Raw genomic sequence first — 26732 nt, forward strand, 5'->3', positions numbered from 1 at the left:
TGAACCATCGCTACGGGCGTTCTAAGGACGTGCAAGAAAGCGGGAAAATGAGGTGACAAAAACCATCGGGGTCGGGCAGAATACCGGCCATGCTGCTGACCCTGACCACGACCGCGCCCCTGGTCGTCGAGAACCAGCTCGTCAAGAGCCAGCTCGTCGAGAACCAGCTCGTCGAGAACCAGCTCGTCGAGAACTCGTCTGCCGGTCAGCCAGTGGCGGCGCACCCCGCGACCGACCTCGGTTTCCTGCTCCACAAGCATCCGGACCGGGCGCAACGGTTCGACACGGCCGCGGGCGGCGCCTACGTCTTCTACCCGGAGGCCGACGCGGCCCGCTGCACGGCAGCGCTCCTGCTCGACGTCGACCCGGTCGGCCTCGTCCGCGGCAAGGGCAACAGCCGAGGCTCCACGGCGGCGCAGTACGTCGACGACCGGCCCTACGCCGCGTCCAGCCTGCTCGCCGTCGCGATGGCCGCCGTGTTCTCGACGGCGATGGCCGGTATCTGCAAGGCCCGGCCGGACCTGGCGGCGACGCCGCTTCCCCTGGAGATCCGGGTCCCGGCGCTGCCCTGTCGGCGCGGCGGCGCGACGCTGGCCGAGCGGCTGTTCGCCCCGCTCGGCTGGCGGGTCGACGCCGTCGCGGCGCCGCTCGACCCGGCCTTTCCCGAATGGGGCGACGCACCGCACCACGACGTGACGTTCACCGGCACCGCCCGGCTCGCGGACGCGCTGACCCAGCTCTACGTCCTGCTGCCGGTGCTCGACGACGGGAAGCACTACTACGTCGGGCGCGACGAGATCGACAAGCTGGTCCGCGAGGGCGTGAGCTGGCTGCCCAGCCATCCCGAGCGCCACCTCATCGCCCGCCGGTATCTCGCGCACCGCGCCGGCCTCGCCTCGGCCGCGCTCGCCCAGCTCGGCACCGTCGAGGACGTCCCTACCGACGCGGTCTCCGCCGGCTTCGAGCCCGGGCTGGCCGCGGTCGACCAGGATCCGGAGGCGGACCTCGCGGTCGACGGCCCCGGCCCGACGGCGGCCCTGGACGATGCGTCCGCGACGGCTCCCGCCCCGGACGCATCGGTCGACGCGGCCTCCTCCGTCGCGGACCGGGTGGACCCGACGCAGGAGCAGCCACGCCCGCCGTCGCTGGCCGTCCAGCGACGGCGGGCGATCATGGATGTGCTGCGGGCGGCCGACGCCCGCAGGGTCGCCGACCTGGGCTGCGGCGACGGGAAGCTGGTCGGCGAGCTGCTCGCCGACGCGCGGTTCACCGAGGTCGTCGCGGTGGACGTCTCGCACCGCGCGCTGGAGACGGTCGCGCGCCGCCTGCGGATCGACCGGATGCCCGACCGGGCTCGGGCTCGGCTCCGGCTGGTCGCCAGCTCGTTGACCTACCGGGACGCACGGATCGCCGGCCTCGACGCCGCCGTGCTCAGCGAGGTGATCGAGCATGTCGACCCGCCACGGCTCCCGGCCCTCGCCGCGGCCGTGCTCGGCGAGGCACGACCCCGCCTGGTGGTGATCACCACGCCCAACGTCGAGTTCAACGTCCGCTACGAGGGACTCGCCACCGGCGATCTCCGCCACCGCGACCACCGGTTCGAGTGGACCAGGGCCGAGTTCGCCCGCTGGGTCGAGGATCTCCTGACCCGTTACCCCTACACCGCCCGGCTGGGCGCCATCGGCGCCGCCGACCCGGAGCTCGGCGCCCCCACCCAGCTCGCGGTCCTCGAACGGGTCGTGTGAGGCCCCGATGACCCTGGAAGAGACCGAGAAGATGACCGGCACACCCGAGACGGCCCCGCTGCCGGCACTCGACATCCCCGAGACCTGTCTGGTGGTGCTCGTCGGGGTCTCCGGATCGGGGAAGTCGACCTTCGCCCGGACCCACTTCACGCCGACCCAGGTCCTCTCGTCCGACTTCTGCCGCGGCCTGGTCGCGGACGACGAGAACGACCAGGCCGCCACCGGCGACGCCTTCGAGGTACTGCACTACATCGCCGGCAAGCGGCTCGCGGCCGGTCGGCTCACCGTCGTCGACGCGACCAACGTCCAGTCCCGCGCCCGCCAGCCCCTGGTCGAGCTGGCGCGGCGACACGACGTACTGCCGGTGGCGATCGTGCTCGACCTGCCCGAGCAGGTGTGCCTCGCCCGCAACTCCGCCCGGCCGGACCGCGACTTCGGCCCGGCCGTGATCCGTCGCCAGCGCTCCGAGCTGCGCCGGTCGATCAGGGGACTCGCTCGGGAGGGCTTCCGGCGGGTCCACGTGCTTCGTTCCGAAGCCGAGGTCGCCGCCGCGACGATCGCCTTCACCCGGCTGTTCACCGACCTGCGGCACGAGACCGGCCCCTTCGACGTGATCGGCGACGTGCACGGCTGCCGCGTCGAGCTGGAGGGGCTGCTCACCAAGCTTGGCTACGAGCTGGGCGTCGACGACGCCGGGCGACCGGTCGGGGCGCGCCATCCCGAGGGCCGACGGGTGATCTATGTCGGCGACCTGGTCGACCGCGGGCCAGACACCCCCGGTGTGCTGCGCCTGGCGATGGGCATGGTCGCCGCCGGGACCGCGTTCGCCGTCCGGGGCAACCACGAGGACAAGCTGGTCCGGGCCCTGGGCGGCAAGAAGGTGACGATCGGGCACGGCCTCGCCCAGTCGCTCGAGCAGCTTGAGGGCGAGAGTGCCGAGTTCCGTGCGGAGGTCACCGCCTTCTGCGACGGGCTGATCGCGCACTACGTGCTGGACGCGGGCCGGCTGGTCGTCGCCCACGCCGGGTTGAAGGAGGCCTACCAGGGCCGGGCCTCCGTCCGGGTGCGCTCGTTCGCCCTGTACGGCGACACGACCGGCGAGACCGACGACTACGGCCTGCCGGTGCGGTACCCGTGGGCCAACGAGTACCGGGGCAGGGCGACCGTGCTCTACGGGCACACGCCGGTGCCCGAGCCGGAGTGGATCAACAACACCCTCTGTCTCGACACCGGCTGCGTCTTCGGCGGGGCGCTCACCGCCCTGCGCTACCCCGAGCGTGAGCTGGTCTCCCTGCCGGCCGCCCGCGTCTACTTCGAGCCAGCCCGACCACTGGCCGAACAGCCGCGGCCCGCGGACTCCGTCGGCGTCCGCTCCGACGATGCCGAGGCCGAGGAGACTGCGTGCGGAGGGAATGGACGGGCGAACGAGCCCGGGCCGGCGGCGACCGCCGACCCGGCCTCGGCCGAGGCCCTGCTCGCCCCGCTCGGGCCACCGGCGCACGTCGGGCCGGCGGCGCCGCCGGCGGGCGTCGGCGTCGCGGCCTCCGAGTGGGCGACCAGCGTCGGCCCCGCGTTGCCCGCCGGATCGCCCCTGCCCGCCGGATCGCTGGGCCCGCCGCTTCCCGCCGCCACGTGGCCCTCCGGCCACCGCGCGGACGACCTGCTCGACATCACCGACGTGCTCGGGCGCCGCGTCGTCGAGACCCGCCACGGCGGCCGGGTCCAGGTGCAGCCGGAGAACGCGCTGGCGGCCCTGGAGGTCATGAGCCGGTTCGCGGTGGACCCGCGCTGGCTTGTCTACCTCCCGCCGACGATGAGCCCGCCGCCGACGTCGTCGCTGCCCGGCTATCTGGAACACCCGGCCGAGGCCTTCGAGGCCTACCGCGCGGACGGCGTCGACGATCTTCTCTGCGAGGAGAAGCACATGGGCTCGCGGGCGGTGGTCGTCGTCTGCCGGGATCAGGCGGTCGCGACGGCCCGGTTCGGCGCGGGCGACGGCACCACGGGCGCGATAGTCACCCGGACCGGCCGGCCGTTCTTCTCCCCGGAACTCACCGAGCAGGTGCTGGCCCGGCTGCGCGCGGCGGCGGCGTCGGCCGGGCTCTGGACGCAGCTCGACGCCGGCTGGCTCGTGCTCGACGCGGAGATCATGCCGTGGTCTGCCAAGGCCACCGAACTGATCTCCCGGCAGTACGCGGCGGCCGGGGCAGCCGCGCGCGGCGCGCTACCAGCGGCGATCTCGGCACTGGCGGCGACGGCCGACCGGGGCGTCGACGTCGCCGACCTGCTGGCCAAGACCCGCGACCGGCTCGACAACGCGGTCGCGTTCACGCATGCCTACCGGCGGTACTGCTGGCCGGTCGACGGCCTCGACGGCTTGAAGGTCGCCCCGTTCCAGCTACTGGCCGCCGGCCCGGCAAGCGGTCCCGGCGCCACCCAGGTTGACCGTCCACACAGTTGGCACCTGGCTGTCGCCGACCGGCTCGTGGCCGCCGACTCCGAGCTGGTCGTCACCACCCGCAGGTACGCGGTGCGCGCGACCGACCCGGCGGCCGTCGCCGCGGCCGTCACCTGGTGGGACGAGCTGACCGACCCGCGGACCGGGGGCGAGGGCATGGTCGTCAAGCCGGCGGCCGGGCTGGCCCGAGGCTCACGCGGCCTGGCCCTGCCCGGCATCAAGGTGCGCGGCCGGGAGTACCTGCGGATCATCTACGGGCCCGACTACACCAGGCCCGAGAACCTGGACCGGCTGCGTGTCCGCGGGCTGGGCCGCAAGCGTTCGCTGGCCTTCCGCGAGTACGCCCTCGGGCTGGAGGCGCTTGAGCGGGCGGCCGCCGGCGAGCCGCTCTGGCGCGTGCACGAATGCGCCTTCGCCATCCTCGCTCTGGAGTCCGAGGCCGTCGACCCCCGCCTCTAGCGCCGACCCGCCTCTAGCGCCGACAAGGCTTCTGGGCTTTCAGAAGCCCTGAAGCCGCGCGGGCGGCCGCCGTCAGCGCCGGCGGCCGCGCCGGAGTCGCACCGTGTCGTCGACCGAAGGCTGGGGAGGTAGCCGCATGGTCTCCTCCGCTCCTCCGGTCGGGATGAGCAGCATCGTTTCATCGACGCGCCCAGGCGGGGCCGGCGGCGGCGCCGGCCGGTCCGAGCCCGATCGACGTCGCGACCGGGGGCTCGACTCGGCCGGGGCCGGGGCCGGCCGATTGGCGCCGCGCCGGACCGGCTCGGCCGGGCTGGGCCCGGCCATCGCCGACCGGATCTCGGCGGGCATCGGGATGACCATCGTCGACGCCCGCATGCCGGGCGGCCGTCGCAACCGCCGGTGGGAGCCGCTGGCGGCTGCTGCGGCGCCCTTGGTCTTCAGGAAACCAGGGGTGAAGTTCTTCAGTTTCAAGACGCGCTTCTCCAGGCCGAACCAGCTGAGGGCCGCGATCGCGAGGCCGCCAGACAGGCTGAGGACGGTGTAGACCGTGAGACTGCCCTTGGCCAGTCCGTAGAGCACCAGCATCGTGAAGATATACAGACCGTAGGAGAAGTCGTTGCGCAGCACCTTGGGCATCGGCACCCGGGTGGCCACCCACAGGCACACGTACGCCAGCGGCGGACCGGCCCAGATGTAGGCGTTGTCGAAGACGCGGTAGGCGACGACCACCTCCAGCAGCGCGACGGCCCCCAGCACGCCGGAGAACGGGATCTTGTCCTGGAACAGGCACATAAGGGTGCCCGACAGGAACAGCAGGGCGAACCGGGTCACGGTCTGCTGGTGCGCGAAGGCACCACCCGCGACCGACGGCGCCACGTCGTGGAGCGGACGCCTACGCCGAGGTCGCGGATCGCGTGCAGCGGGACGTCCGGGGCATCGGCGCAGATCTGCACCACCAGGTCACCGTCGCACTGGGCGCGGTCGAGGCTGTCGTTCGGGAACGTCGGCATCGTGGTCAACCGGCGCGGCCGGGCGGAGCCGAGGCCGAACCGGTCGTCGAACAGCGATGCCCCGACGCCGACGGTGACAGTCAGGCCCGTGCCGGTGATGGCCGGGCCGAGCACGCCGGAGTCGGCTGGCGGCGCCGAGATCCCGTCGTTCGGCGGGACGCCGCCGGTGGCCAGGAAGCGGGTCCGGCCGGTCAGCGCGCGCACCAGGTCGGCGAGCTCGCCCTTGGAGCGGGCCCGTCACGTCGAAGGCCGCGGTGACCGAGTAGGCCTGTGCGGGCACCAGGATGCCGGCCTGGTGCTGGCCGTGGAACGCGACGAACCGGGCCGGCCGGACCAGCGCGCCGGCCGGGACGGCGTCGGTGGCTGGCGGCTGACGGGCGGTTCGAGCCGAGACGTCATCCGAAGTTCCCGTGACGTTCGCCCGGGCCTGGAGCGTCGAGAAATCCGGGCTACATCAGAGCCAGTCGCGGCGTTTGAAAGCCAGGTAGAGGAAGCTCGCGCACCCGAGGAGGACGCCGACGCTGACGGCGAAACCCCATTCCTTTCCGAAGCCGGGATAGGGCACGTTCTGACCATAGAACCCGGTGATCGCGGTCGGTACGGCGATAACGGCGGCCCACGCGCTCAGCCGCTTCATGATGAGGTTCATCCGGTTTCCCTGGATGGTCAGATTCGTCTCCAGGATGGTGGTGACCAGGTCCCGCAGGCTCTCGGTCCACTCCGTGGCGCGCAACACGTGATCATAGACGTCCTGGTAATAGGGCGCGATCTCGGGGCTGACCAGATGCAGGTCCCGGCGCATGATCGTGTTGACGACCTCGCGCATGGGCAGCACCACCCGGCGCAGCAGTACCAGGCTCTTGCGCAGTTCGTAGCTGCGTCGCTGGACGGCACCGTCGTGCGGCGCGTCGTCGAACAGCAGGTCCTCCAGCGTCTCGATCTCGGTGTCGAGGCTCTGCACGGCGGCGAAATGCTGGTCGACGATGAAGTCAAGAAGCCCGTGCACGAGGTAGCTGACGCCGTACTGGCTGAGCTCCGCGCCGACCTCGCCCCAGTGCGCGAGCAGGCCGTCGACGTCGAAGCCTTCGTCCTGGCGCACGGTCACCAGCGCCTTCTCCGTGATGAAAGCGGCGACCTCGTGCGTGGCCACCTCACCGCTGTCCTGGTCGAAGCTCACCGAATAGGCGTTCAGGAACAGGTGGCTGTCGTAGCGGTCCAGCTTGGGACGCTCGCGCGGGCTGACGGCATCCTCGACCGCCAGCGAGGAGAGGTTCAGCTCCTCGCTGATGACGTGCAACTCGTCCGGGCGGGGAGCGCACAGGTCGAGCCACACGACGGTGTCGGGCTGTTCCAGATAGTCGCTGACCCGGGCGACCGCGAAGCCCTCGGCCTCCAGCTTGCCGGCCCGGTAGGCCCGAGTGCGGGGCGGTTCCCGGCCGACTCGGTTCGTCGGATCGGCCTCCGGGTCGACGCGACAGGCGAGGGTCGGATGCCCGGCCCAACCCGCCGCGCGGCCCGACAGGCCCGAATTCTCTAGCGTCGCGTCACCCACCGAATCCACCCTCCTCGCCCCTGGCCAAGCCGGCCATGACCCCTATCCGAGCATGACGAAGAATCCGACCCGCTCCAGGGTGAATCTCCAGACAAGACCCGCCGCAACCGTCACCGGAGGAAGCCGCGCACTCACAGCCCGACCGGCGACGAGGAGCCGCCGGCGGCCGAGCCGAGAGCGGACAGCCCGGTCCGCTGCCGCGGGCCGCCTACATCGTCAGTGGGACGCGGGCGCCGCCGGCTGGTCGCGGGGTGTTGACGACCGTGTCGATGCCGGACGGGTCGTCGTCGCCGACCAGGCGGGCGGCGACGACCCGGGCGGTGGCCGGGACGTCGAACCAGAGGTCGATCTCGACGGCGTCCCGGGCGCCGATGGTGATCGAGTCCGGCTGCCGCTTCGCGCGCATGACGTCGAAGCTCGGCGCGTAGGCCGTTCCGGCCGCGTCCACCAGGCGCTGTCTCCCGGTGACGAGGTCATGAAAGGTCGAGTCGACGTTCTCGACGACGACGCCGAGCCGGCAGTACTGGCCCCTGGCCTCCAGCTCGGCGTGCGTGCCGAAGGCCCACTGCAGGCCGCAGGTCAGCCCGGTCGGGCGGAACGTCAGGTTGCCGTACCGGACGGCCGCGGCGTGCTGGGCCTTCTCCTCGGGCCGGACCGCCCGGTCCGAGGAGCGTCCCGTCGGCGCGGACAGCCGACCGCCGACAAACCCGAGCCCACCGCCGACCGCCAGCAGCCCGACGGCCGCCCCCACCACCAGCACCAGCCGCTTGGCCCGCCGAGGCTCGCGGGCTCGGCGCGGGGCGGCACTCGCCGCGTCGTCGCTCACTGCGATTCTCCCCTGTTCGCCCGGGGCCGCCGTGTGGGCCGTTCTGTCCCGTCACGGTAGACCGGACCACCGACAGGTCTGGTTCGCCCGACCGGTCGGGGCCGGCAGGCGATCAGTTGGGGAGGGTGAGGCCGCCGGTCGGCCTGGCCGTCGTCGGCTTGGCGGCGGGAGTCGTGGTCTCGACGGGGAGCTTGATCGAACTAGTGCTGGCCGGGGCGGTCGGGGCGTGGTTCCCCGCCGTGCCCGACGGGCTCGCCTTCGCCGAGGCGGTCGCGGCGGTGCCGGCGGAGGCATTCGAGCCGGCCGGCCGGACTGTCTGCGGGTCCGGGGTCGCGACGGCCAGCGGAGCACCCACGTCGGCGGCGTCCGTGGGCTGACCAGCGCCGGCGTCGGTCAACGCGGGGTCGTCACCGCCGGCCGTCTGGGCCGACGGCGCCAGCGTGTCCTGAAATCCGGGAAAGCCCTCGTTCGGGTCGACCCGCCCGCAGCCGGCCACCAACGCCATCGCTGATCAGCGCCGGTACCGAGACGGTCGCGCGGCTGCTCGGGTGGACCGGCGCGCTGCTGGCCGCGCACCCCGAGGCCCGCGCCGAGCTGGCCGGCGACCCGTCGCTGATCAGGAACGCGCTGGAGGAGACGCTGCGCTACGAGGCGCCGTCACCGGTCCAGGGGCGGTTGACCAAGCGCGGCGTCGAGCTGCACGGCACCACCATCCCGGCCGGCTCCAAGGTCCTGCTGCTCACCGGGTCCGCCGGCCGGGACGAGCGCAAGTACGCCGACGCCGACCGGTACGACATCCACCGCGTCGTCGACAGCCACCTCTCGTTCGGCCACGGCATCCACTTCTGCCTGGGCGCCGGCCTCGCCCGGATGGAGAGCCGGGTGGCGGTGGAGGAGACCCTGCTCCGGTTCCCGAACTGGGACATCGACGAGGCCAACGTGGTGCGGGTACACACCAGCACCGTCCGCGGCTACGCGAAGCTGCCCATCACGTTCTGAGCCGCGGCCCGGCCCCGGTGATCATCACCGGGGCCGGGTGGGGCGCTGGGCGAGCCCTAGCCGCGCTCCTCCACGACGTCGAAGTACTTGGCGTACCGGGCGGTGCGGGCCCGGACGTCGGCGAGGTCCAGGCCGGTGTCGGCGAAGCTGTAGCTGTGGCCACTCGCCGCCCGCGGGTTGTCCCGCAGGAAACCGGCCATCCGGGCCCTGGCCGGGCCGGGCAGCTCGAAGCCGAACCGGTCGTAGATCGTCTGCACGGTCGCCAGCGGGTCGGCCATCAGCTCGGCGAACGAGATGTCGAAGACCTGGCCGGCCGGCACGGTGCCGTCGAGCCGGACATCGACCGTGCGCTCCGACCCTTCCAGCAGCAGCTCCGCGAACTCGGGGCCGATCTCGTCCCGGTCGGCCTCGTCGGAGTACAGCCGGCGCAGCGCGGCCACCATGCTCGTGTTCGAGGCCACCAGGGTCGCGACGTCGCGGTGGGTCTGCACGAGCAGGGCGTCCGGATACTCGCCCATCAGCTGCGGCAGCGTCCAGACGTGCGACGGCCACTTCAGCAGCCACCGGCTGCCCGGGTGCTCGCTCTGCAGCACCTCCAGGAAGCGCCGGTGCCAGGTGTAGGCGGCCGCGACGTGGCCGTCCCGGACGGCGTCGTGCAGCCACCAGTGCAGGTAGCTGGGCACCCGGTACTGGTTCGCGAAGATCGTGCTGGTGAACGCGCTGCCCAGGATCCGGCCGCACTCCTGGGCGAGCCGGCCGCCGAGCTGGTGGATCGCGCGGAACCCGGGGATGACGGTGTCCGTCACGCTGATCAGCGACTCAGCCTCGTCGATGCGCGGGTCCGAGTAGTAGGTCTGCGTGCGCGGCGGCGGTAGCGGGGCCTCGACCTCCCAGGTCAGCGGCGCCCGGTGGGCCGGGTCCTGGGCGAGGACGTCGAACAGCAGGGTGGTGCCGGTGCGCGCCTGCCCGACGATGACCACGGGCGGGACGATGTCGCGCTCCCGGATCTCCGGGTGCCCGCGGTGGTGGTCGACGACTCTCAACCGGTTCGCCAGGTAGGAGGCCAGCTCGAACCCGGCCGCCAGCTGGCCCAGCTCGCTGAACCTGGCCTCGTCCTCGATGCAGCGCAGCAGCAGGGCGAGCCCGTCCCGCCACCCATCCCCGCCGAAAAGCTCATCGTCACCGAAGTCATCGAGACCAGTGGTCTCCCGCGCGGACGCGAGAAGATCATCTGGGTTCACGCGGCTACCTCCACCAGTCACTGGATCGGCGTTCACATCGAAAGTGGGGTGGGGCCGGAAGAACACAAAAGCCGCCCCAATGCGTGGGACGACCCAGTGGAGCCGCTCGCCCACGAGGACGGCACGGGCCACGGCTCCCCAGCCCAGATGCTCCCCCACCCCCAGTCCAGACTTCGACCGGGGGGTCGATGACACCTCGCCGCGCAGGCCGCTGACCAGGGCCTGTCGGTCAGCGGACAGCCAGGCGGGCCCGGCTCACCCCGCCGGTGGCCGCTACGCGGCGCGGGGTGTGACGTAGTCGGCGAGGTGCTGGCCGGTGAGGGTCGAGCGGGCGGCGACGAGGTCGGCCGGGGGTCCCTCGAAGACGATCCGGCCGCCGTCATGCCCGGCACCGGGGCCGAGGTCGATGATCCAGTCGGCGTGCGCCATCACCGCCTGGTGGTGCTCGACGACGATCACCGACTTGCCGGCGTCGACGATCCGGTCGAGCAGGCCTAGCAGCTGCTCGACGTCCGCGAGGTGCAGGCCCGCGGTCGGCTCGTCGAGGACGTAGACGCCGCCCTTCTCGGCCCGGCCCGCACCTGGCCGCATGTCCACCACGGTGGCGAGCCTGAGCCGCTGCCGCTCGCCACCGGAGAGTGTCGTCAGCGGCTGGCCCAGGGTGAGGTAGCCGAGCCCGACGTCGGCGAGCCGGCCGAGGATGGCGTGCGCGGCCGGCGTGCGCGCCTCGCCGGCGCCGAAGAACTCCGCCGCTTCGATCACCGACATCGCGAGTACCTCGCTGATGTCACGGCGGCCGAACCGGTACTCCAGCACCGAGGCGTCGAACCGCTTCCCCTCGCAGTCCTCGCAGGTGGTGGCGACCCCGGCCATCATCCCGAGGTCGGTGTAGATGACGCCGGCGCCGTTGCAGGTCGGGCAGGCACCCTCGGAGTTGGCGCTGAACAGCGCCGGCTTCACGCCGTTGGCCTTCGCGAACGCCTTGCGGATCGGCTCCAGCAGCCCCGTGTAGGTCGCCGGGTTGCTGCGCCGCGAGCCGCGGATGGCGCCTTGGTCGACCGACACGACGCCCGCGCCGGCCGAGATCGACCCGTGCACCAGCGAGCTCTTCCCGGAACCGGCGACGCCGGTGACGACGACCAGCACCCCGAGCGGGATGTCGACGTCGACATCGCGCAGGTTGTGGGTCGTCGCGCCGCGGATCTCCAGCTTGCCGGTCGGCGTGCGCACCGAGTCCTTGATCGTGGCCCGGTCGTCGAGGTGGCGGCCGGTGACGGTGTCGCTCGCGCGCAGCCCCTCGACGGTGCCCTCGAAGCAGACGGTGCCGCCGCCGGTGCCGGCGCCCGGGCCGAGGTCGACGACGTGGTCGGCGATCGCGATCATCTCTGGCTTGTGCTCGACGATGAGCACCGTGTTGCCCTTGTCGCGCAGCCGCAGCAGCAGCTCGTTCATCCGCTGGATGTCGTGCGGGTGCAGGCCGGTGGTGGGCTCGTCGAAGACGTAGGTGACGTCGGTGAGGGAGGAGCCGAGCTGGCGGATCATCTTGACCCGCTGGGCCTCGCCGCCCGACAGCGTGCCCGACGGCCGGTCGAGCGAGAGGTAGCCCAGACCGATCTCCACGAACGACTCGAGCGTGCGCAGCAGGGACGCCAGCAGCGGCGCGACGCCTACTCCCGCCAGATCGCTTCGCGATCCGTCGGGTCCCCGGGGCTCGGTCAGGCCGCGGACCCACCCGGCCAGGTCGCTGATCTGCAGCGCGCAGACGTCGGCGATGTTGACGCCCCCGATCCGCGAGGACCGAGCCGACTCGGCCAGCCGGGTACCCGCGCACTCCGGGCAGACCATGAACGTCACGGCCCGGTCCACGAAGGCCCGGATGTGCGGCTGGAGCGCGTCGGGATCCTTGGACAGCATCGACTTCTGCACCCGGAGGACCAGGCCCTCGTAGGTCATGTTGATGCCGGCGATCTTCATCCTGACCGGCTCCCTGTAAAGGAAGTCGGTCAGCTCCTTCTGGGTGTAGTCGCGGATCGGCTTGTTCGGGTCGACGAACCCCGACTCGGTGTAGAGACGGCCGTTCCAGCCACCGGCGTGGTAGCCGGGAATCGTCAGGGCACCGTCGGCCAGCGACCTGGAGTCGTCGAAGAGCTGGGCCAGGTCGATGTCGGAGACCGATCCCCGGCCCTCGCAGCGCGGGCACATGCCGCCGAGACGGTTGAAGGTCTTCTTCACGGCCTGGCTGTGTCCGCCGCGCTCGACCGTGATCGCGCCGCTGGCTCGGACCGAGGGGACGTTGAAGGAGAACGCGTTGGGCGGGCCGATGTGCGGCTGACCAAGGCGGCTGAACAGGATCCGCAGCATCGCGTTGGCATCGGTGGCGGTGCCGACCGTGGAGCGGGTGTCGGCGCCCATCCGCTGCTGGTCCACGATGATCGCGGTCGTCAGCCCTTCGAGAACGTCGACCTCGGGCCGGGCCAGCGTCGGCATGAAGCCCTGCACGAAGGCGCTGTAGGTCTCGTTGATCAGCCGCTGCGATTCCGCGGCGATCGTGCCGAACACCAGCGAGCTCTTGCCCGAGCCGGAGACGCCGGTGAACACCGTCAGCCGTCGCTTCGGGAGCTCGACGGTGACGTCCTTGAGGTTGTTCACGCGCGCGCCGTGCACGCGGATCAGGTCCTGGCTGTCGGCAACGTGCGGCGCGGGCGACTGCGTCGGTGTCCTCGTGGCCATGCTCATCGCGTCCTCATCTGTCGACCGGGGCCGCCGCCGCGGTCTGGGCCGGCGCCCCCTGGCTCGATCCAACCAGCTTCGGGCCGGAAGTCCCGCCCTGCGCCGCCGGCCCGGGTTCCGGCCCCGGGAATCTCAGGCGGCGGGCAGCTGGTCGATGCGCACCAGGTTGCCGGACGGGTCGCGCACGGCGCAGTCCTTGGTTCCCCAGAACTGCTCGGTCGGCTCCTGCACGATCTCGGCGCCCGAGGCACGCACCTTCTCGAAGGTGCCGTCCAAATCGTCGGTGTGGAAGTGGACGCCGTTGAGGGCTCCCTTGGCGACCAGGGCGGCGATCGCCTCGGTGTCGGCCGGGCTGCCCTGGAGGAAGTTCGTGAGAACGATCTCGACGCCGGGCTGGGACGGGGCGCCGACCGTGATCCAGCGGAAGCCCTCGTTGGCGACGTCCTTGCGCACCTCGAGCCCGAGGGCGTCCCGGTAGAAGGCCAGGGCGAGGTCTGGGTCGTTGATCTGGACGAAGCAGCGGGCAAGTGTGAGGTCCATGACCGCAACGCTAAGGAACCGTGGGCCCGGGCGCTTCTCCGATCCTGCTCGGTCCACCGCGCGGTCTGCGGCTGGGGCGGGTGAGGTCCTTGGCGACGCAGCCCGGCACGCCGGCGAGCCCGCCGTGGTCACGGGCCCGGTAGGCCGTCGGCGTCTCCCCCACCAGCTCGGTGAAGCGGGCGCTGAACGAGCCGAGCGACGTACAGCCGACCGCCATGCAGACGTCGGTGACCGACAGGCCGCCCCGGCGCAGCAGCGCCTTCGCCCGCTCGATACGCCGGGTCATCAGGTACGCGTAGGGCGTCTCCCCGTACGCGGCGCGGAACTGCCGGGAGAAGTGCGCGGTCGACATCAGCGCGGCCCGGGCGAGCGCGGCCACGTCCAGCGGGCGGGCGTACTCACGGTCCATCAGGTCGCGGGCGCGACGCAGGTGCGCGAGGTTGGCGAGATCCTCCGGCGTCACCCTGCCAGGGTATGGGCCCGCACCCGCCCGGCCGGCGGCCCGGCGGCGCGACGCCGTTGCGCACCGCGCCGCCGGGCCGGGCGGATCAGGAGTTCTTGACCTTGCTGGCGGCGAACGCGGCGCCCCGGGTGGTCATCCCGTTGGAGCCGTAGGTCAGGTGGGCCACGCCGTTGGCTCCGTTGACGCAGACCGGGTTGCCCGACGCGCAGAACTCCTGGGACCTGGGGCCGCACAGCGCGCTGGCCGTCGGGATGTGCTGTCCGTAGAGGGCCAGCGGGTTGCCGAGGACGACGACCGCCGCGGCCCTCGGGGCGAGGCCCCGCCGCCTGCGTCGACACGGCCGTCGGTGACCCCACCGTGTCCGTCGTCCCCACGCAGGTCGAGCTGGAGGTCACCGCGGACGCGTCGGGGTCCAGCGGCTCCGGGACTCTGCGGTACACGTTCGACTTCGGCGACGGCGCGGCCACCTTCGGCCCGCAGACCGGCGGCACGGCCAAGCACAGCTACACCGCGACCGGCACCCGTAGGGACTCGCCGCCGCGCGCGCACCGGCCGGCGGGTCCTCGTCCGAGTAACCGATGACGTCGCCGATGCGGTTGACGCACGCGACGGCCGATCGTCATGCCTTACCGTTCCGATCAGAAGACGTCCCGACCCATGACCGATCCGGACGTCCGGCCGCTAAGGAGCCCTCGCATGACAACCTCGACCCCGGTGATCTTCATCCACGGGCTGTGGCTGCACGCCTCGTCCTGGGGACCCTGGCTGGACCTGTTCCGAAGCGCCGGCTACGAGCCCGCCGCCCCTGGCTGGCCGGGCGACCCGGACACGGTGGAGGAGGCCAGGTCCAACTCGGACGCCATGGCCGGCCACGGCATCGACGACGTCGTCGCCCACTACGCGGAGATCATCTCGCACCTCCCGGCCAAGCCGGTCCTGGTCGGGCACTCGTTCGGCGGGATGATCGCTCAGCGCCTTCTCGGCCAGGACCTCGCCGGCGCCGCCGTCGCGATCGACGCCGCCCAGATCAAGGGCGTGCTGCCGCTGCCGCTCTCGGCGCTGCGCGCCACGCTGCCGGTGTTCAAGAACCCGAGCAACAAGAACAAGACCGTCCCGCTGACGGCGGAGCAGTTCCGGTACGCCTTCGGGAACGCCATTCCCGAGGACGAGTCCCAGCAGCTGTTCGACACCTGGGTCATGCCCGCCCCCGGCAAGCCACTGTTCGAGGCCGCGGCCGCCAACTTCGACCCGCATTCACCCGCCGCGGTCAACACCAAGAACGAGGGCCGCGGCCCGCTCCTGCTGATCGCCGGCGGGAAGGACCACACGGTTCCGGAGGTCGTGACCCGGGCGACGCTGAAGCAGTACCGCCACTCCTCGGCGGTCACCGACATCCTCGGCTTCCCCGACCGCGGGCACTCGCTGACGATCGACCACGGCTGGCGCGAGGTCGCGGACGCCTCGCTCGCCTGGCTGCACAAGCAGGGGCTGTAACACCCGCGGCCAGCTGGGCGCGCGCCCGCGCGAAGGGCCGGCCGACCACTCGCGTACGCCCACATCGACCGGGCCCGCAGCGCGCGGCTGCCCGTACTGACGGCCGTGCTACCAGCCTGACCTCGTGTTCGCCGGGGCTCTCTTCATTGGGCGATCGAGGCAATACAGGACACGACGCCCCCTCTGGCGGCGTTGACGTTCGCGCCGAGGCGGTAGTTCCGTTCGGTGCGGGCGACGGACACCTGGCGCTGGTCGTAGAAGTCCGTGTAGATCTTGCCGATGTCTTCGCCTTCGTTGACGAATCCGATGTAGGTGCCGTTGTCGTCGAAGTAGGGGACGGCGAACAGGTGGGCGACCCTGATCGAAGGCGAGCTGAAGATCATGATTCCGGTGGTGCCGCGTAGTCCGATGTTGCGGTTGGCGACGTAGATGCCAGCGAACACAATGGTGTCCGGCTCGTCGGGCCCATAGCTGACGCGTGCGCCGACCTGGACTCGTGGTGAGAGCAGCCCGCGTTCGTTGTCCTGCATGAAGGCGGCCATGTGGCCGGAGTGCATGTACAGGTCGCCGGCCTTCGTCCCGTCGACGCCTTCCTTCCAGTCCTTGACGACGAGATGCTCATCGGTGTCGTTGAGGACAAGTCCGAGGATCTTCTTCGGGTTCTCGAGGGACATGTACCGCAGGAGCCCGGTGAGGACCGCGACGGCCGCTGCGATCGCGGTCTTGAGGCCGATGGTGGTGATCGCGTTCCGGATGGCGGCGGTGAGCACCTGCCCGGCCCGTAGCTCTCTGAGCACCTCGGCCGTCATCGGTGCGCCGACGCCGGCGAGCCCACTGGAGATCAGTTCGATGGTGAACTGGCCGGGGGTCTTGGCGGTCTGCATGTTCTCGAACCGCTTCACGAGCATCGTCAGGTACTCGCGCACGCCGTCGCCGCGCAGGCTCATGAGGTAGTTCGCGTCGCCGCGGGCCAGCGCGAGGTTCGGCTCGACGTCAACCTCGGTGTCGAGCATCCGTGCGAGCGCGGTCTCCTCGTCGAAGTCGGCGGCGTCGAGATCGACGGCCCCGGAGCCGGGCTGGCTCGCCTCGTCCAGCAGTGCTTCCAGGAGTCGGACGCGGGCCAGCCGGGCCTTCTTACGCTCGCTGAGCGCGTCGTTCGAGAAGATGGCCTGTAGGTCGACACCGTGCCGTTCCCTGATCGAGTCCATGATCTGTTCGGCGAACTGCCGGTCGCTCAGGTGGGTCTGTGTCGGCGAGAGTTCCACCAGATACCTCCGAATGATCGCGCCAGTGAACGTGGCGGTGCGCGCACACCGCCACGGCGGGGCGTCCCGCGCGGCTCATGGGCGTCCGGGTGAAGGCGATCGCCCGGGACGCGTCACGCGGGGCAGGGCGAGGACCGGTCCGGCCGCCGGCGACAGGCGGACGGCGTGTTCCGGTCCTCGCCGGTTCTCACGGTCGTGGGTTGTGATGTCCAGTGGCCTGACGTTTCCGTCAGCGTCGGCTACCTCGTGTTCGTCAGGCTTCCCGGCGGCCCCGACCACGGCCGCCGGGAATCGTTCCTGGGCCCCTACTGGACGATGGAGGCGATACAGGAGACGACGCCGCCTCTGGGGGCGTTGACGTTGGCGCCGAGCCGGTAGTTGCGTTCGGTGCGGGACATGGAGACCTGGCGGCGAGCGTAGAAGTCCTTGTAGATCTTCTCGATGTCCTCGCCCTCGTTGACGAACCCCATCCAGGTGCCGTTGTCCTCGAAGTAGGGGACGGCGAACAGGTGGGCGATCCTGACCTTGGGCGAACTGAAGATCATGACGCCTTCGGCGCCGCGTATTCCGACGTTGCGGTCGGCGAAGTAGATGCCGGCGAACACGAGGTTGTCGGGCTCGTTCGGGCCGAAGTTCACCCGGGCCCTGATCTGAACCTTCGGTGAGACGAGTCCGCTCTCGTTGTCCTGCATGAAGTTCGCCATGTGGCCGAAGGCCATGTAGAGGTCTCCGTCCTTCTTTCCGTCGACGCCCTTCTCCCAGTTCTTGACGACGAGGTGCTCGTCGGTGTCGTTGATGACCATCCCGAGGATCTTCTTGGGGTTGTCGAGGAACATGTAGAGCAAGAACCCGACGAGGACCACGACGATCGCGCCGATCGCGGTCTTCATACCGATGTTCGAGATGCCGGTCCGGATGGCGGCCATGACCGCCTGCCCGGCCCGCAGCGCCTTGATGACCTCCCAGGCCATCGGGACGCCGACGCTGATCAGGCCGCTGGCGGTCAGTTCGATCGCGAGCTGGCCGGGGGTCTTGGCGGTCTGCATGTTCTCGAAGCGCTTCGTGAGCATCGTGAGGTACTCGCGGACGCCGTCACCGCGCAGGCTCATCACGTAGTTCGCGTCGCTGCGGGTCAGCGAGAGGTTCGGCTCGATGTCGATCTCGGTGTCCAGCATCTGCGCGAGAGCGGTGTCCTGGTCGAAGTCGGCGGCATCGAGGTCGACGGCACCGGAATTCGGCTCGTTCGCCTCGGTCAGCAGCGCTTCCAGGAGCCGGACGCGGGCCAGCCGCGCCTTCTTGCGCTCGCTGAGCGCGTCGTTCGAGAAGATCGCGTGCAGGTCTACGCCGTGCCGTTCCTTGATCGAGTCCATGATCTGTTCCGCGAACTGGCGGTTGGTCAGGTGGTTCTGGTTCGACAGCAGCTCCATCGGGCACCTCCGGATGATTCCGACAAGGAATCGTGCAGGCATGACAGGACCACCGCCGCGTTCCCTGAAAGGGGAAGGCGGCGGCACTGTTCGTCATCGAATTGGCCACAACTGGTAGGCATCAGGGAATCCACCCGTTGCGAGTGGTTCCCGTCGTTCCGAATCGACGTGTCGCAGAAGCCGTCGTTGTCAACCTGGGGCCCATACGTCGACCGGCACGCAGAGCCTAGCGGGGGTGCGAACAGCGCGTCCAACCAGAACACATCGCGGTGAATTCTCCGCACAAAACGTCCATCGAATGACCGACGCATAGAACCGGGGTTCACGTTGTTCGCAGCGAGTGTCTGGAGGTGGGCCGTCAGGCGGTGCAGGACCTTGGGGATCTCGGCGGCGATGCGCCGTGCCGCCTACCGCGGTGCCGTTCCCGTGGGGCGCCGAGGGCCGCAGGAGGCGGGCAGGCCTAGGTCAACCGGTCCGGGAACGGTCCGGCAGGCCGCATGGCGGCGACGGCCGACCACGACGGCCCCGGCAAAGGCGGCCACCGCTACCCCGGCCAGCACGGGAACCCACACGGCGGCGACAGTCGCCGCGGCAGCGACCACGCCGAGGACCGCGAGCAGCGGCCCGGCACAGCACACGGCGCACGCCGCGACCGCCACCGCGGCGGCGCCGATCGTCGACCACGGACCAGACCTGCCCATCGAGGGCGTCATGCCGTCGCTCCCAACAGGTCAGCCAGCAGGCCGGCAGCGGTCTGGGGCTCCCGGACGAGATGAACGCCAACCGTTCCACCGCGTCGTCGCCGTACATCCGGTAACCGGACGGGGTGCGCTCCGCGGACAACAGCCCGGCCGACTCGTAGAACCGCAGCGTCGTCGCCGGCACACCGACACGATCCGCCAGCTGCGAGACCCGACAGGAAGCCACAACCGGGACCGTCAACCTTCAACCCGACTAGAAAGTCAAGGCCACCGAGGAGGCCGCGTTAAGCGGAAATCCACCCCGTGGACTGTGTGTACCGGCATCCAAACCGTTTGATCTTGGTTGCTGGCCCTGAAATTACTGTCCGACCGGTCGCTACCCGAGCCCTGACCAGGGACGATGTCCAGTGGCCGCGCCGGCCGTAACATCATCTACCGAATCGAACAGGAGTTCCGGAGGCTTGGCGGTTCCGGACGCTTTGGCCCGTCTCGTGACCGTGATCGTCGCCGGCGGCGCTCACGCAGCCGCCCCCGACAAACCGAATATCCAACCCGCGATCAGGACTCGAACCTCCCTGTCCGCGACCAGCCACACACGGGCACCATCGCATCACCGCGTCCGGCGCTGCCACCAGCGTGGCCCGCCGGGACGGGCTACACAGACTCGATCATGGAAAATCGTGCGCTCGTCTGCGGGGTGGCGTCGCCGACGACCGCGAACCTCAACCCAACGCGAGACCACCGCCAGCGGCACCGTCAAATGACGTTGCGGGCCGAGTCGGCATGGTGAGCCACGCCTGACAGCACGTCCGCTCGCACGCTGTGCAACTCGGTCATGTCGACTCCCGTGTCTCGTCACCGCCAGCGCACCCCAACGCCGGGCTACGCCCGGGCCATCGGCATCCGTGGACATGGCGAAGACCGGGCAGGCGGTGTAATTTTGTGTACACACAGATACACAAGGAGGGTCGCATGGTCACGACGAAGGTGGGGATCCGTGAGTTCCGTGCTGGACTCGCGGACTACATCGCTGCCAACCACCCGATCGCGGTAACGCGGCATGGCCGGACGGTGGGGTTCTTCATCCCGGCAAGGACCGACCTCACGGCTGAGATCGCCGCGCTGAGGTCTGCGGCAGCGCGACTCGACGAAATGCTGGCGCTCGACGAGACCGAGATCGATGAACTCGTCAAGGACTACAAGGAAGCCCGGCGCGGAGAGAACCAGTAATGGAGATCCAGCGGCGACTGGTCCTGGATGCCAACATCCTGATCCGGGCCGTCCTCGGGCGTCACGTCCGCCAGATCATCCTCGACCACTCCGACCGGGTCAGCTTCTTCGCCCCCGAGGTCGCCTTCGCTGACGTACGGCGCTACCTGCCACCGCTGCTGGAGAAGCGCGCAGTGGACGCAGCGGCCGTCGCACAGGCGCTGCTCACCCTCGAGCACCTCGGGACCGTCGTCCATCCTGTCGCAGAGGACTTCTACGTCGCCCATCGCACGACAGCTATGGCCCGGATCGCCGCGCGAGACGAGAACGACTGGCCGATCCTTGCGACCGCACTGATGCTCGACTGCCCGGTCTGGACCGAGGATCAGGACTTCTTCGGCACAGGCGTACCCACCTGGACCACCGACCGGATCGAACTCTTCCTCACGGAATACGACTAAGACTAAGGGGCCGGCCCAGATCGGCATCGTCCACCCGGTTGTGTGGATCCGGGCACGGGCTTACCGGGCGGCGGCTGGGGCGCCGGTTGGTCGTGTATGCGATCTCCGCGTACAGGTACGTCCGTGCCCGGGGCGAGGTACCCGTGGTCAGTGCGGCTGGTCGAGTTGGCTGGCGACGAGCGGGAACTCTGCCTTGAGGAGCATTGTCAGTTGCTCCTGGAGCTCGCGCAGCGCGGTCGTGGCGATGCGCCACACGATTGACCAGTCGACCTCGAAGTATGTGTGAACGGCGATGTTGCGGAAGCCGGTGACGGAGCGCCATGGAACGTCCGGCCAGTGCTCGCGAATCTCGGGCGAGACTCGCCCGGCCGCCTCGCCGATCACCAGGAGCTTCTGCAGAACAGCACTCTGGATCAGGTCACTCGCTCCGAACGCGGTCTCGTCGACGTCCTGGACGAACGTTGTCGCGGCGGCTGCCGCTTCGATCATGTCGACGAGGTACAGCTCATCACGCCGCATAGAGGACCCTGGCCTCCGCGAGCACCCGATCGCGGATGACCCATTTCAGCCGGGACTTGGGAACCAGGTCGACGTGACGGCCGACGATCTTCTCGAGATCATCCCGGAGATCGACGATCTCGAAGCCGAGCTTCGAGTCGGGCGCCAGCACGTACAGCAGGTCGACGTCCGAGGAGTCGGTGTCGTCGCCGCGAGCCACCGAGCCGAAGACGGACAACTCGGCGACGCCGTAGCGCCGGCACACCTCGGCGATCCGGTCGTCACGAAGGTCGACGGTCACATCGCCATTATCGCCGACAGACAGCCACGACCGCACGGCTCAGGTTCTGCCTCGCCGGGCGTGCTTGACGGAATCCTCCGCACGGGGCTCAGGCCGAGGATGAGCCCCGTGCGGGCAGTGCCAGCGTCCGATCTCCGCGGAGACCTACGTAGACGGCTGCACGCCAGCGCGGGCTCGAACGGCTGCTTGAGCAGACCTCGACGTCACATCCCAACCGGGCGCCCCGGCACATTCGTATGTCCCTGCGGACCTGTCACGGGCACGGCACGCGGACTGTCGGCGGAGCGTTCGCTGCCCGGACGGTTGTCCGCGCTGGGCTGTGCCCATTTGGGCGCCCAGGTGTCAGCGAGGGGACGCTTGGCTCGCGTGGAGGCAAGGTGATCGAGAAGGGTGCCGAGGACGGGATGGGCGTTGTCTCGGTGCCAGACCAACGAGTGCGGGTAGACCGGAGTCGGGTTGCGGACGGGGATGCGGCGCAGGTCGTGGCGGTCGGGCCACAGGTATCTGGTGTGCTCGCCGGCAAGGTTCGCGATCGTCGACGACTCGGCGAGCACGTCGAGGAGGTGTTCGGTGCCGAAGTGGGGGCCGACCCGCTCGATCGTGAGCCCGAACGCGTCGGCGAGGTCGTCGTAGTAGATGTCCCATTCGCTTCCCTGGAGCATGCCGGGCATCCAGATCCGCTGTCCGACAAGTTCAGCGAGCGTCACCGAGCGGGCGCCGGCCAGCGGGTGGGCTGGTCCCACCAGCAGCTGGTGGCCGTCGTCAACGGCTAACAATGCTTCGATTCCCGGGGGCAGCAGCGAGGCCGGGGAACCTACTGCCCGGAACGAGGCGTCGATGGTCCCCGCCTGGATGGCGGCGATGGCAGCCTGGGCGCTGTCGACGATGGTCACGAGGTCAAGCTCGACGGTGGGGTGGACCCGGTGGAAGTCGCGCAGCACCGCGGACGGCGCGGTCCGGTAGCTGAGCACGTCGACGCGCAGGGCGCGGCGCCCGGGCCGCACCGAGTTCGCGGCCCGCTGCTCGACTCGTAGCAGCTCACGAGCGTGCGGGAGGAGCGCTTGGCCGTCGATGGTGAGTCGAGTTCCGCCCGCGGTGCGGGTGAACAGGCGGACGCCGAGATCGCTCTCCAGCGTGGCGAGGCGTTTCGACACGGCCTGCTGGCTGATGCCGAGGTGGGCGGCCGCGAGTTGGAACTGCCCCTCCTCCGCGACGGTGACGAACGCCCGGACCGCCTCCAAGTTCACGACACACCGTCCCCTCCACACAACCGATGGTTGTCTACAGCCAACAAACCCTTGTTTGATAATAGGAAACTACACCGATGTAATCGCACCATGCACACCCGTTGGTTGAGGAGACGTTCGCTAGGCCCGCAGTTCGGCTGGCTGTGGACGGCCTATGCTGTCAGTGCCTACGGCTCCGGGTTGGGGCTCGGTGCGCTTCCGCTGATCGCCGTGCTGGTGTTGCACGCCAGCCCGGCCCAGGTCTCGGCGCTGTCCGCCGTGGGACCGGCAGTGGGCGCCCTGATCGCGGTGCCGCTCGCGCCGCGGGCGGAGTTCTGCCGCAAGCGGCCGGTGATGATCGCGATGGATCTGACCCGCTTCGCGGTCATGGCGACGATCCCGGTCACCTACGCTTTCGGTCGGCTCGGCTTCCTCCAACTGCTCACCGTCTCGGCCGTGGTCGCGGCGGCCAAGATCGCCTTCAACGCGGCGAGCGGCGCCTACCTCAAGACCCTCGTCGGGCCGGATGACCTGCTCGTGGCGAACGCTCGGTTCGAGTCCACGAACTGGAGCTCCGTCGCGGTCGGACCGCCCCTGGGCGGTGCGGCGATCGGTCTGTTCGGGCCGGTCACCACCGTGGTCGCCGACGCGCTCAGCTACCTATTCTCAGCGCTGGGTCTCACCGCGATTCGCTGCCGCGAGGAACACCCGCAGAAGGCCGACAAGAGCCAGGTCCGAGCCGGAGACCTCCTCGACGGCTGGCGGCACATTCTTTCCCATCCCGCCCTGCGGGCGCTCTATCTCAACAACATGCTCGTCGCCGGACTGATCATGGCCACCGAGCCGCTGCTGGCCGTTTTCCTCCTCCGCCAACTCGGCTTCCCACCCTGGCAGTACGGCCTCGCCTTCGCCGCCCCCTGTGTCGGCGGACTCATCGGCTCCCGCCTGGCCCGCCGTGTCGTGGCCCGTTACGGCCAGCACGGAGTCTTCCGAACTGTCGGCACGCTGCGCGCCATCTGGCTGATCGGCCTGGCCTTCGTCCGTCCCGGTGTCGCCGGCGTCCTCACCGTCATCGCTGTCGAGCTGGCGATCATCTTCAGCATGAGCCTGTACAACCCGGTACTCGCCACCTACCGGCTCGAACACACATCCAAGCATCGCATCGCCCGAACCCTCTCGGCCTGGTCGATCGGCCAGCAGGTCTCCATCGCCGTCTTCACCGCGCTCGGTGGGCTGCTCGCCGACATCACCAGCCCACGCACCGCTATCACCGCAATGGGACTGCTCATCCTCACCAGCCCGCTGCTGCTCCCCCGGCGCGACCACGCGGATCAGCCCAGGCCGGAACCGGCCGCAATCGACACGCTTATCGAGCAGGAAGCGACCCCGTGAGCACTCCACATCAGCGTCGGTACCGTCAAGGCATACGTCTCCCGCCCGTCTCCGAAGGGGGTCACATCCAGGGCCGCGGCAAGATAACAGTCCGGATTGATCAAACTACACTTCCAGTCTGGTCGGGCCTGGAGAAGTGCTGAGAGTTGATCAGGAAACCCAGCAACCACAGGCGGTTCACGTCGCTGCCGGCCTATCCGTGCCGGCCGAATCCGACTACCTTGAGTAGTCATGCGCTGCCGAGAGCGATCTCGCCGCAGCCCTGGGTCACATCGGGCAACTCGGAGGTCGGTGGGGATATGCGTGACCGTCCCCTTCATCCCTGTCCAGGCCATCAGCGACTGATTGCCGCACGTTCTTGGTGCTGGCCCAGTGGCTGCTGGTGGCGACCGCGGGTGTCGTCCGAAGTCGCCGCTGCCCAGTACCTCGGCTGATGGGACGCGGTTCAGCTGGCCGCAACGTGGTCGTCCAGGCGGGGCTCGAACCAGCTGGCAACGCCCTGACCAGCACCGTTCCACAGTGCTGGATCTCAAAGCGGTAGATCGGAACCGCATTCGCCCAGGTCAAAGGCATGATCAAAAAACGGGTGGAGGTCAGGGGACTCGAACCCCACCAGGATGAGCGACCCGGACCGCGAGCGAGGGGGGTGTCGGGGGGCGAAGCCCCCTGACAACGGGGGTTCCAGGGGGTCGCCCCCCTGGGCAGACATCGCGGCAAACGCGAAAGCGCCCCCCGAAGGGGGCGCTGAACACGGAAATCCAACCCGTGGAGGTGAGGGGACTCGAACCCCTGGCCTCCTCCGTGCGAGAGAACAATAGCGTCCAAGACCGCTCGTCCAAGTGATCTACAAAATGTCCTAGAATGCAGGCCAGAGGCCGTTTTTCATACCGCCTCCTGCCGGCCGGTGCCGAGCCGTGACGGCGAAGTCCACGGACGAATGACGGACGGACGATCTTGGAGGTCGAAGGTGGCCTACGCGAGGAAGCGCATCGGCAAGGACGGCAAGCCGCGCTACACGGGTTGCTATCTCGACCTACAAGGTCGGGAACGCTCAGCCGGAACCTTCGGCGAGAAGCGGCGGGCCGAGCGGGCGGCACAGGAAGCGGAGTTCCGGCAGCGTGAAGGCAGGGTTGGCGACCCGAAGCGCGGCAAACAGCGCTTCCGGGAGTACGTCGTCGGGACGTGGTTCCCCCATCACGTGGTGGAGGCGAAGACCCGCGAGACCTACCGTTACAATCTCCACGCTCACATCCTCCCCTGGTTCGGAACGACGCGGATGTCCGAGATCATGCCGGGCGACGTCCGCGAATGGGTGACAGACCAGGTCAACCGCGGAATGAGCCCGCAGACGATCGACAAGAATATGACCATCCTGAGTGCCATCTTCACGACAGCACTCAACGACCAGATCACCTTTCTCCATCCCTGCAAGGGCGTCAAGATCCCTGTGGCACCGAAAAAGCCTTTGAGGATCATCACCTCGGAGCAGTTCGATGCGATCTACCAGAACGTGAAAGTAGTCTCCCTTCAACTACTCGTTGAGCTCGACATAGAGAGCGGCATGCGCTGGGGCGAGATCACGGAAATGCGCCCCCGAGACCTGGACTTCGCTAACAGTATTGTCACCGTCAGCCGGGCGGTCGTCGAAGTGACCCCCGAGGACCGGCGGAATCAAGCGGTCATGGCGACACATGACTTTCCAGCAGCTCGGTAAAGACCTCGAGCGGCGTCGCCCATTTGAGCGTCTGCCGTGGCCGCCCATTCAGCTGCGTGGCCACCATATCAAGTTCTTCCTGCGTGTGCAAGGACAGGTCTGTGCCCTTCGGGAAGTACTGGCGCAGCAACCCGTTGGTGTTCTCGTTCGAGCCGCGCTGCCACGGTGAGTGCGGGTCGCAGAAATACACGGGAATACCGGTGCGGACGGTGAAATCGGCGTGCCGGGCCATCTCCTTTCCCTGGTCCCAGGTCACCGAGTTCCGCATGAACTCGGGCAGGGTCTCCATCTTCTTGCCCAGCAGGTAGGCGACCTTGTCGGCGTTACGGTCGTACGGTATTCGCACCAACATCACGAACCGGGTCGTGCGCTCGACCAGCGTGGCGATCTGCGACTCGTTGCCCTTCCCGATGATCAGGTCGCCCTCCCAGAAACCGGGAACGGCGCGGTCCTCGGCCTCCTTCGGCCGCTCGCTGATGTTGACCATGCCGACGATCCCGCCCCTGGTCAGGGTGCTGCGCGACCGGTTGACCCGCCTGGCCCGGCCCTTACGCAGCGCGATCTTCAGTTCCGTCCGCAGCTCGCCGCGCGCCTGGAGGTAGAGGCACTCGTAGATTGTTTCGTGGCTCACGCGCATGCTCTCGTCGTCGGGAAAGTCCGTGCGCAGTCTCTCGCTGATCTGCTTCGGCGACCACTTCTCGACCAGGCCGGTGTTCACCGCGTCGTGCAGCTCCTTCGACGCGACGAGTTTCCGTTCCTTCGGGCGGGCGCACATCAGATCACACCGTGCCTGCGCATCCACCGCCCGATACGCCGCGGCACCGCCGTTACGCTCGATCTCCCGGGAGATCCCCGAATGATGACGACCGAGCACAGCGGCGATATACCGAGCCGAACGCTCCTGACTCAACTCCCGCGAGATGACCTCGCGGTCCTCCACCGTCAACCGCTCCCGTACGCCCATCCACCATCCAGCCCCTCGACACCATCGCGATCATCCTATCGGGGCGTCGCTACGACC

Annotated in this window: 24 protein-coding genes and 3 pseudogenes; 9 read left to right on the forward strand and 18 right to left on the reverse strand. The window is 69.5% G+C overall.

Features of this window, described 5'->3' with window-relative positions; all coding sequences use genetic code 11:
• Positions 1–89 precede the first annotated feature (89 nt).
• Both FRADC12_RS09790 and FRADC12_RS09795 read left to right on the forward strand, forming a co-directional pair.
• Positions 90–1745: a 3' terminal RNA ribose 2'-O-methyltransferase Hen1 gene (locus FRADC12_RS09790; protein ID WP_084010555.1), complete on the forward strand. Its 1656-nt coding sequence runs from the start codon at positions 90–92 to the stop codon at positions 1743–1745.
• Between the two features lie 7 nt (positions 1746–1752).
• On the forward strand, positions 1753–4662 hold the full coding sequence (locus FRADC12_RS09795; protein WP_045876429.1) for a polynucleotide kinase-phosphatase: 2910 nt from the start codon (positions 1753–1755) through the stop codon (positions 4660–4662).
• 72 nt (positions 4663–4734) lie between these two features.
• Here FRADC12_RS09795 and FRADC12_RS28225 read toward each other — a convergent pair whose 3' ends face one another.
• The 5 genes from FRADC12_RS28225 to FRADC12_RS31010 all read right to left on the reverse strand — a co-directional run bounded on the left by FRADC12_RS28225 (position 4735) and on the right by FRADC12_RS31010 (position 8555).
• Positions 4735–5493: a hypothetical protein gene (locus FRADC12_RS28225; protein ID WP_157488757.1), complete on the reverse strand. Its 759-nt coding sequence runs from the start codon at positions 5491–5493 to the stop codon at positions 4735–4737.
• Positions 5490–5876 (reverse strand): Dyp-type peroxidase domain-containing protein, encoded by a 387-nt coding sequence (locus FRADC12_RS32105; protein ID WP_052710788.1) that lies wholly within the window; start codon positions 5874–5876, stop codon positions 5490–5492. The genes FRADC12_RS28225 and FRADC12_RS32105 overlap by 4 nt, the downstream gene beginning before the upstream one ends.
• 250 nt (positions 5877–6126) lie before the next feature.
• A complete protein-coding gene (locus tag FRADC12_RS09810; protein WP_232303707.1) occupies positions 6127–7224 on the reverse strand; it encodes a magnesium transporter CorA family protein in 1098 nt (365 codons plus the stop codon).
• Positions 7225–7432: 208 nt separating this feature from the next.
• A complete protein-coding gene (locus FRADC12_RS09815; protein ID WP_045876430.1) occupies positions 7433–8050 on the reverse strand; it encodes a hypothetical protein in 618 nt (205 codons plus the stop codon).
• A 112-nt stretch (positions 8051–8162) separates the two neighbouring features.
• The gene (locus FRADC12_RS31010; protein WP_045876431.1) at positions 8163–8555 is read right to left on the reverse strand and encodes a hypothetical protein; all 393 of its coding nucleotides are present in this window, start codon (positions 8553–8555) and stop codon (positions 8163–8165) included.
• Here FRADC12_RS31010 and FRADC12_RS09825 point away from each other — a divergent pair.
• Positions 8555–9049 (forward strand): annotated as a pseudogene (locus FRADC12_RS09825) (cytochrome P450); the annotation flags it as partial. The gene FRADC12_RS31010 and the pseudogene FRADC12_RS09825 overlap by 1 nt on opposite strands.
• Positions 9050–9105: 56 nt before the next feature.
• Here the strand turns inward: FRADC12_RS09825 and FRADC12_RS09830 are convergent.
• The 5 genes and pseudogenes from FRADC12_RS09830 to FRADC12_RS29445 form a co-directional block, all read right to left on the reverse strand.
• Entirely contained in the window at positions 9106–10290 is a 1185-nt protein-coding gene (locus tag FRADC12_RS09830) for a sulfotransferase family protein (protein ID WP_052710789.1), read from the reverse strand.
• 273 nt (positions 10291–10563) lie between these two features.
• Positions 10564–13026 carry an ATP-binding cassette domain-containing protein gene (locus tag FRADC12_RS09835; protein ID WP_045876433.1) on the reverse strand — a complete coding sequence of 821 codons (2463 nt, stop codon included), beginning with the start codon at positions 13024–13026 and terminating at the stop codon, positions 10564–10566.
• A gap of 126 nt (positions 13027–13152) precedes the next feature.
• Positions 13153–13560 carry a VOC family protein gene (locus tag FRADC12_RS09840; RefSeq protein ID WP_045876434.1) on the reverse strand — a complete coding sequence of 136 codons (408 nt, stop codon included), beginning with the start codon at positions 13558–13560 and terminating at the stop codon, positions 13153–13155.
• A 10-nt stretch (positions 13561–13570) separates the two neighbouring features.
• The gene (locus FRADC12_RS09845) at positions 13571–14023 is read right to left on the reverse strand and encodes a helix-turn-helix transcriptional regulator (protein ID WP_045876435.1); all 453 of its coding nucleotides are present in this window, start codon (positions 14021–14023) and stop codon (positions 13571–13573) included.
• Positions 14024–14108: 85 nt separating this feature from the next.
• Positions 14109–14315, reverse strand: a pseudogene (locus FRADC12_RS29445) (cutinase family protein); the annotation flags it as partial.
• Positions 14316–14380: 65 nt separating this feature from the next.
• Here FRADC12_RS29445 and FRADC12_RS09850 point away from each other — a divergent pair.
• Positions 14381–14605, forward strand: coding sequence for a PKD domain-containing protein (locus FRADC12_RS09850; protein WP_045876436.1), 225 nt, complete (start codon positions 14381–14383; stop codon positions 14603–14605).
• A gap of 114 nt (positions 14606–14719) precedes the next feature.
• Complete coding sequence (locus tag FRADC12_RS09855) at positions 14720–15517, forward strand: alpha/beta hydrolase (RefSeq protein ID WP_045876437.1); 798 nt, start codon at positions 14720–14722, stop codon at positions 15515–15517.
• Between the two features lie 143 nt (positions 15518–15660).
• On the opposite strand, the gene FRADC12_RS09860 is transcribed toward FRADC12_RS09855, so the two are convergent.
• From FRADC12_RS09860 to FRADC12_RS34835, 4 genes and pseudogenes are all read right to left on the reverse strand, one after another.
• Positions 15661–16782, reverse strand: coding sequence for a hypothetical protein (locus tag FRADC12_RS09860; RefSeq protein WP_045876438.1), 1122 nt, complete (start codon positions 16780–16782; stop codon positions 15661–15663).
• Positions 16783–17087: 305 nt separating this feature from the next.
• Entirely contained in the window at positions 17088–18209 is a 1122-nt protein-coding gene (locus tag FRADC12_RS09865) for a hypothetical protein (protein WP_045876439.1), read from the reverse strand.
• 407 nt (positions 18210–18616) lie between these two features.
• Positions 18617–18922: a hypothetical protein gene (locus tag FRADC12_RS32980; RefSeq protein ID WP_232304217.1), complete on the reverse strand. Its 306-nt coding sequence runs from the start codon at positions 18920–18922 to the stop codon at positions 18617–18619.
• Positions 18923–19040: 118 nt separating this feature from the next.
• Positions 19041–19136: pseudogene (locus FRADC12_RS34835) on the reverse strand (MerR family transcriptional regulator); the annotation flags it as partial.
• Between the two features lie 746 nt (positions 19137–19882).
• Between FRADC12_RS34835 and FRADC12_RS09875 the strand changes: the two are divergent.
• Both FRADC12_RS09875 and FRADC12_RS09880 read left to right on the forward strand, forming a co-directional pair.
• The gene (locus tag FRADC12_RS09875) at positions 19883–20140 is read left to right on the forward strand and encodes a hypothetical protein (RefSeq protein ID WP_045876440.1); all 258 of its coding nucleotides are present in this window, start codon (positions 19883–19885) and stop codon (positions 20138–20140) included.
• Positions 20140–20580, forward strand: a complete 441-nt coding sequence (locus FRADC12_RS09880) for a PIN domain-containing protein (RefSeq protein ID WP_045876441.1) — start codon at positions 20140–20142, stop codon at positions 20578–20580. The genes FRADC12_RS09875 and FRADC12_RS09880 overlap by 1 nt, the downstream gene beginning before the upstream one ends.
• 147 nt (positions 20581–20727) lie before the next feature.
• Here FRADC12_RS09880 and FRADC12_RS09885 read toward each other — a convergent pair whose 3' ends face one another.
• From FRADC12_RS09885 to FRADC12_RS09895, 3 genes are all read right to left on the reverse strand, one after another.
• On the reverse strand, positions 20728–21099 hold the full coding sequence (locus FRADC12_RS09885; protein WP_045876442.1) for a HepT-like ribonuclease domain-containing protein: 372 nt from the start codon (positions 21097–21099) through the stop codon (positions 20728–20730).
• On the reverse strand, positions 21089–21379 hold the full coding sequence (locus FRADC12_RS09890) for a nucleotidyltransferase family protein (protein WP_045876443.1): 291 nt from the start codon (positions 21377–21379) through the stop codon (positions 21089–21091). The genes FRADC12_RS09885 and FRADC12_RS09890 overlap by 11 nt, the downstream gene beginning before the upstream one ends.
• Positions 21380–21582: 203 nt before the next feature.
• Positions 21583–22626 carry a LysR family transcriptional regulator gene (locus tag FRADC12_RS09895; protein ID WP_084010558.1) on the reverse strand — a complete coding sequence of 348 codons (1044 nt, stop codon included), beginning with the start codon at positions 22624–22626 and terminating at the stop codon, positions 21583–21585.
• Between FRADC12_RS09895 and FRADC12_RS09900 the strand changes: the two genes are divergently transcribed.
• Together FRADC12_RS09900 and FRADC12_RS09905 are read left to right on the forward strand one after the other, a co-directional pair.
• On the forward strand, positions 22555–23997 hold the full coding sequence (locus FRADC12_RS09900) for an MFS transporter (protein WP_232303708.1): 1443 nt from the start codon (positions 22555–22557) through the stop codon (positions 23995–23997). The genes FRADC12_RS09895 and FRADC12_RS09900 overlap by 72 nt on opposite strands.
• Positions 23998–24964: 967 nt before the next feature.
• On the forward strand, positions 24965–25711 hold the full coding sequence (locus FRADC12_RS09905) for a site-specific integrase (RefSeq protein WP_084010560.1): 747 nt from the start codon (positions 24965–24967) through the stop codon (positions 25709–25711).
• Here FRADC12_RS09905 and FRADC12_RS09910 read toward each other — a convergent pair.
• Positions 25677–26675, reverse strand: a complete 999-nt coding sequence (locus FRADC12_RS09910; RefSeq protein ID WP_045875474.1) for an IS30 family transposase — start codon at positions 26673–26675, stop codon at positions 25677–25679. The genes FRADC12_RS09905 and FRADC12_RS09910 overlap by 35 nt on opposite strands.
• Between the last annotated feature and the right edge of the window lie 57 nt (positions 26676–26732).

It is taken from the genome of Pseudofrankia sp. DC12, from assembly GCF_000966285.1.
GTDB lineage: Bacteria > Actinomycetota > Actinomycetes > Frankiales > Frankiaceae > Pseudofrankia.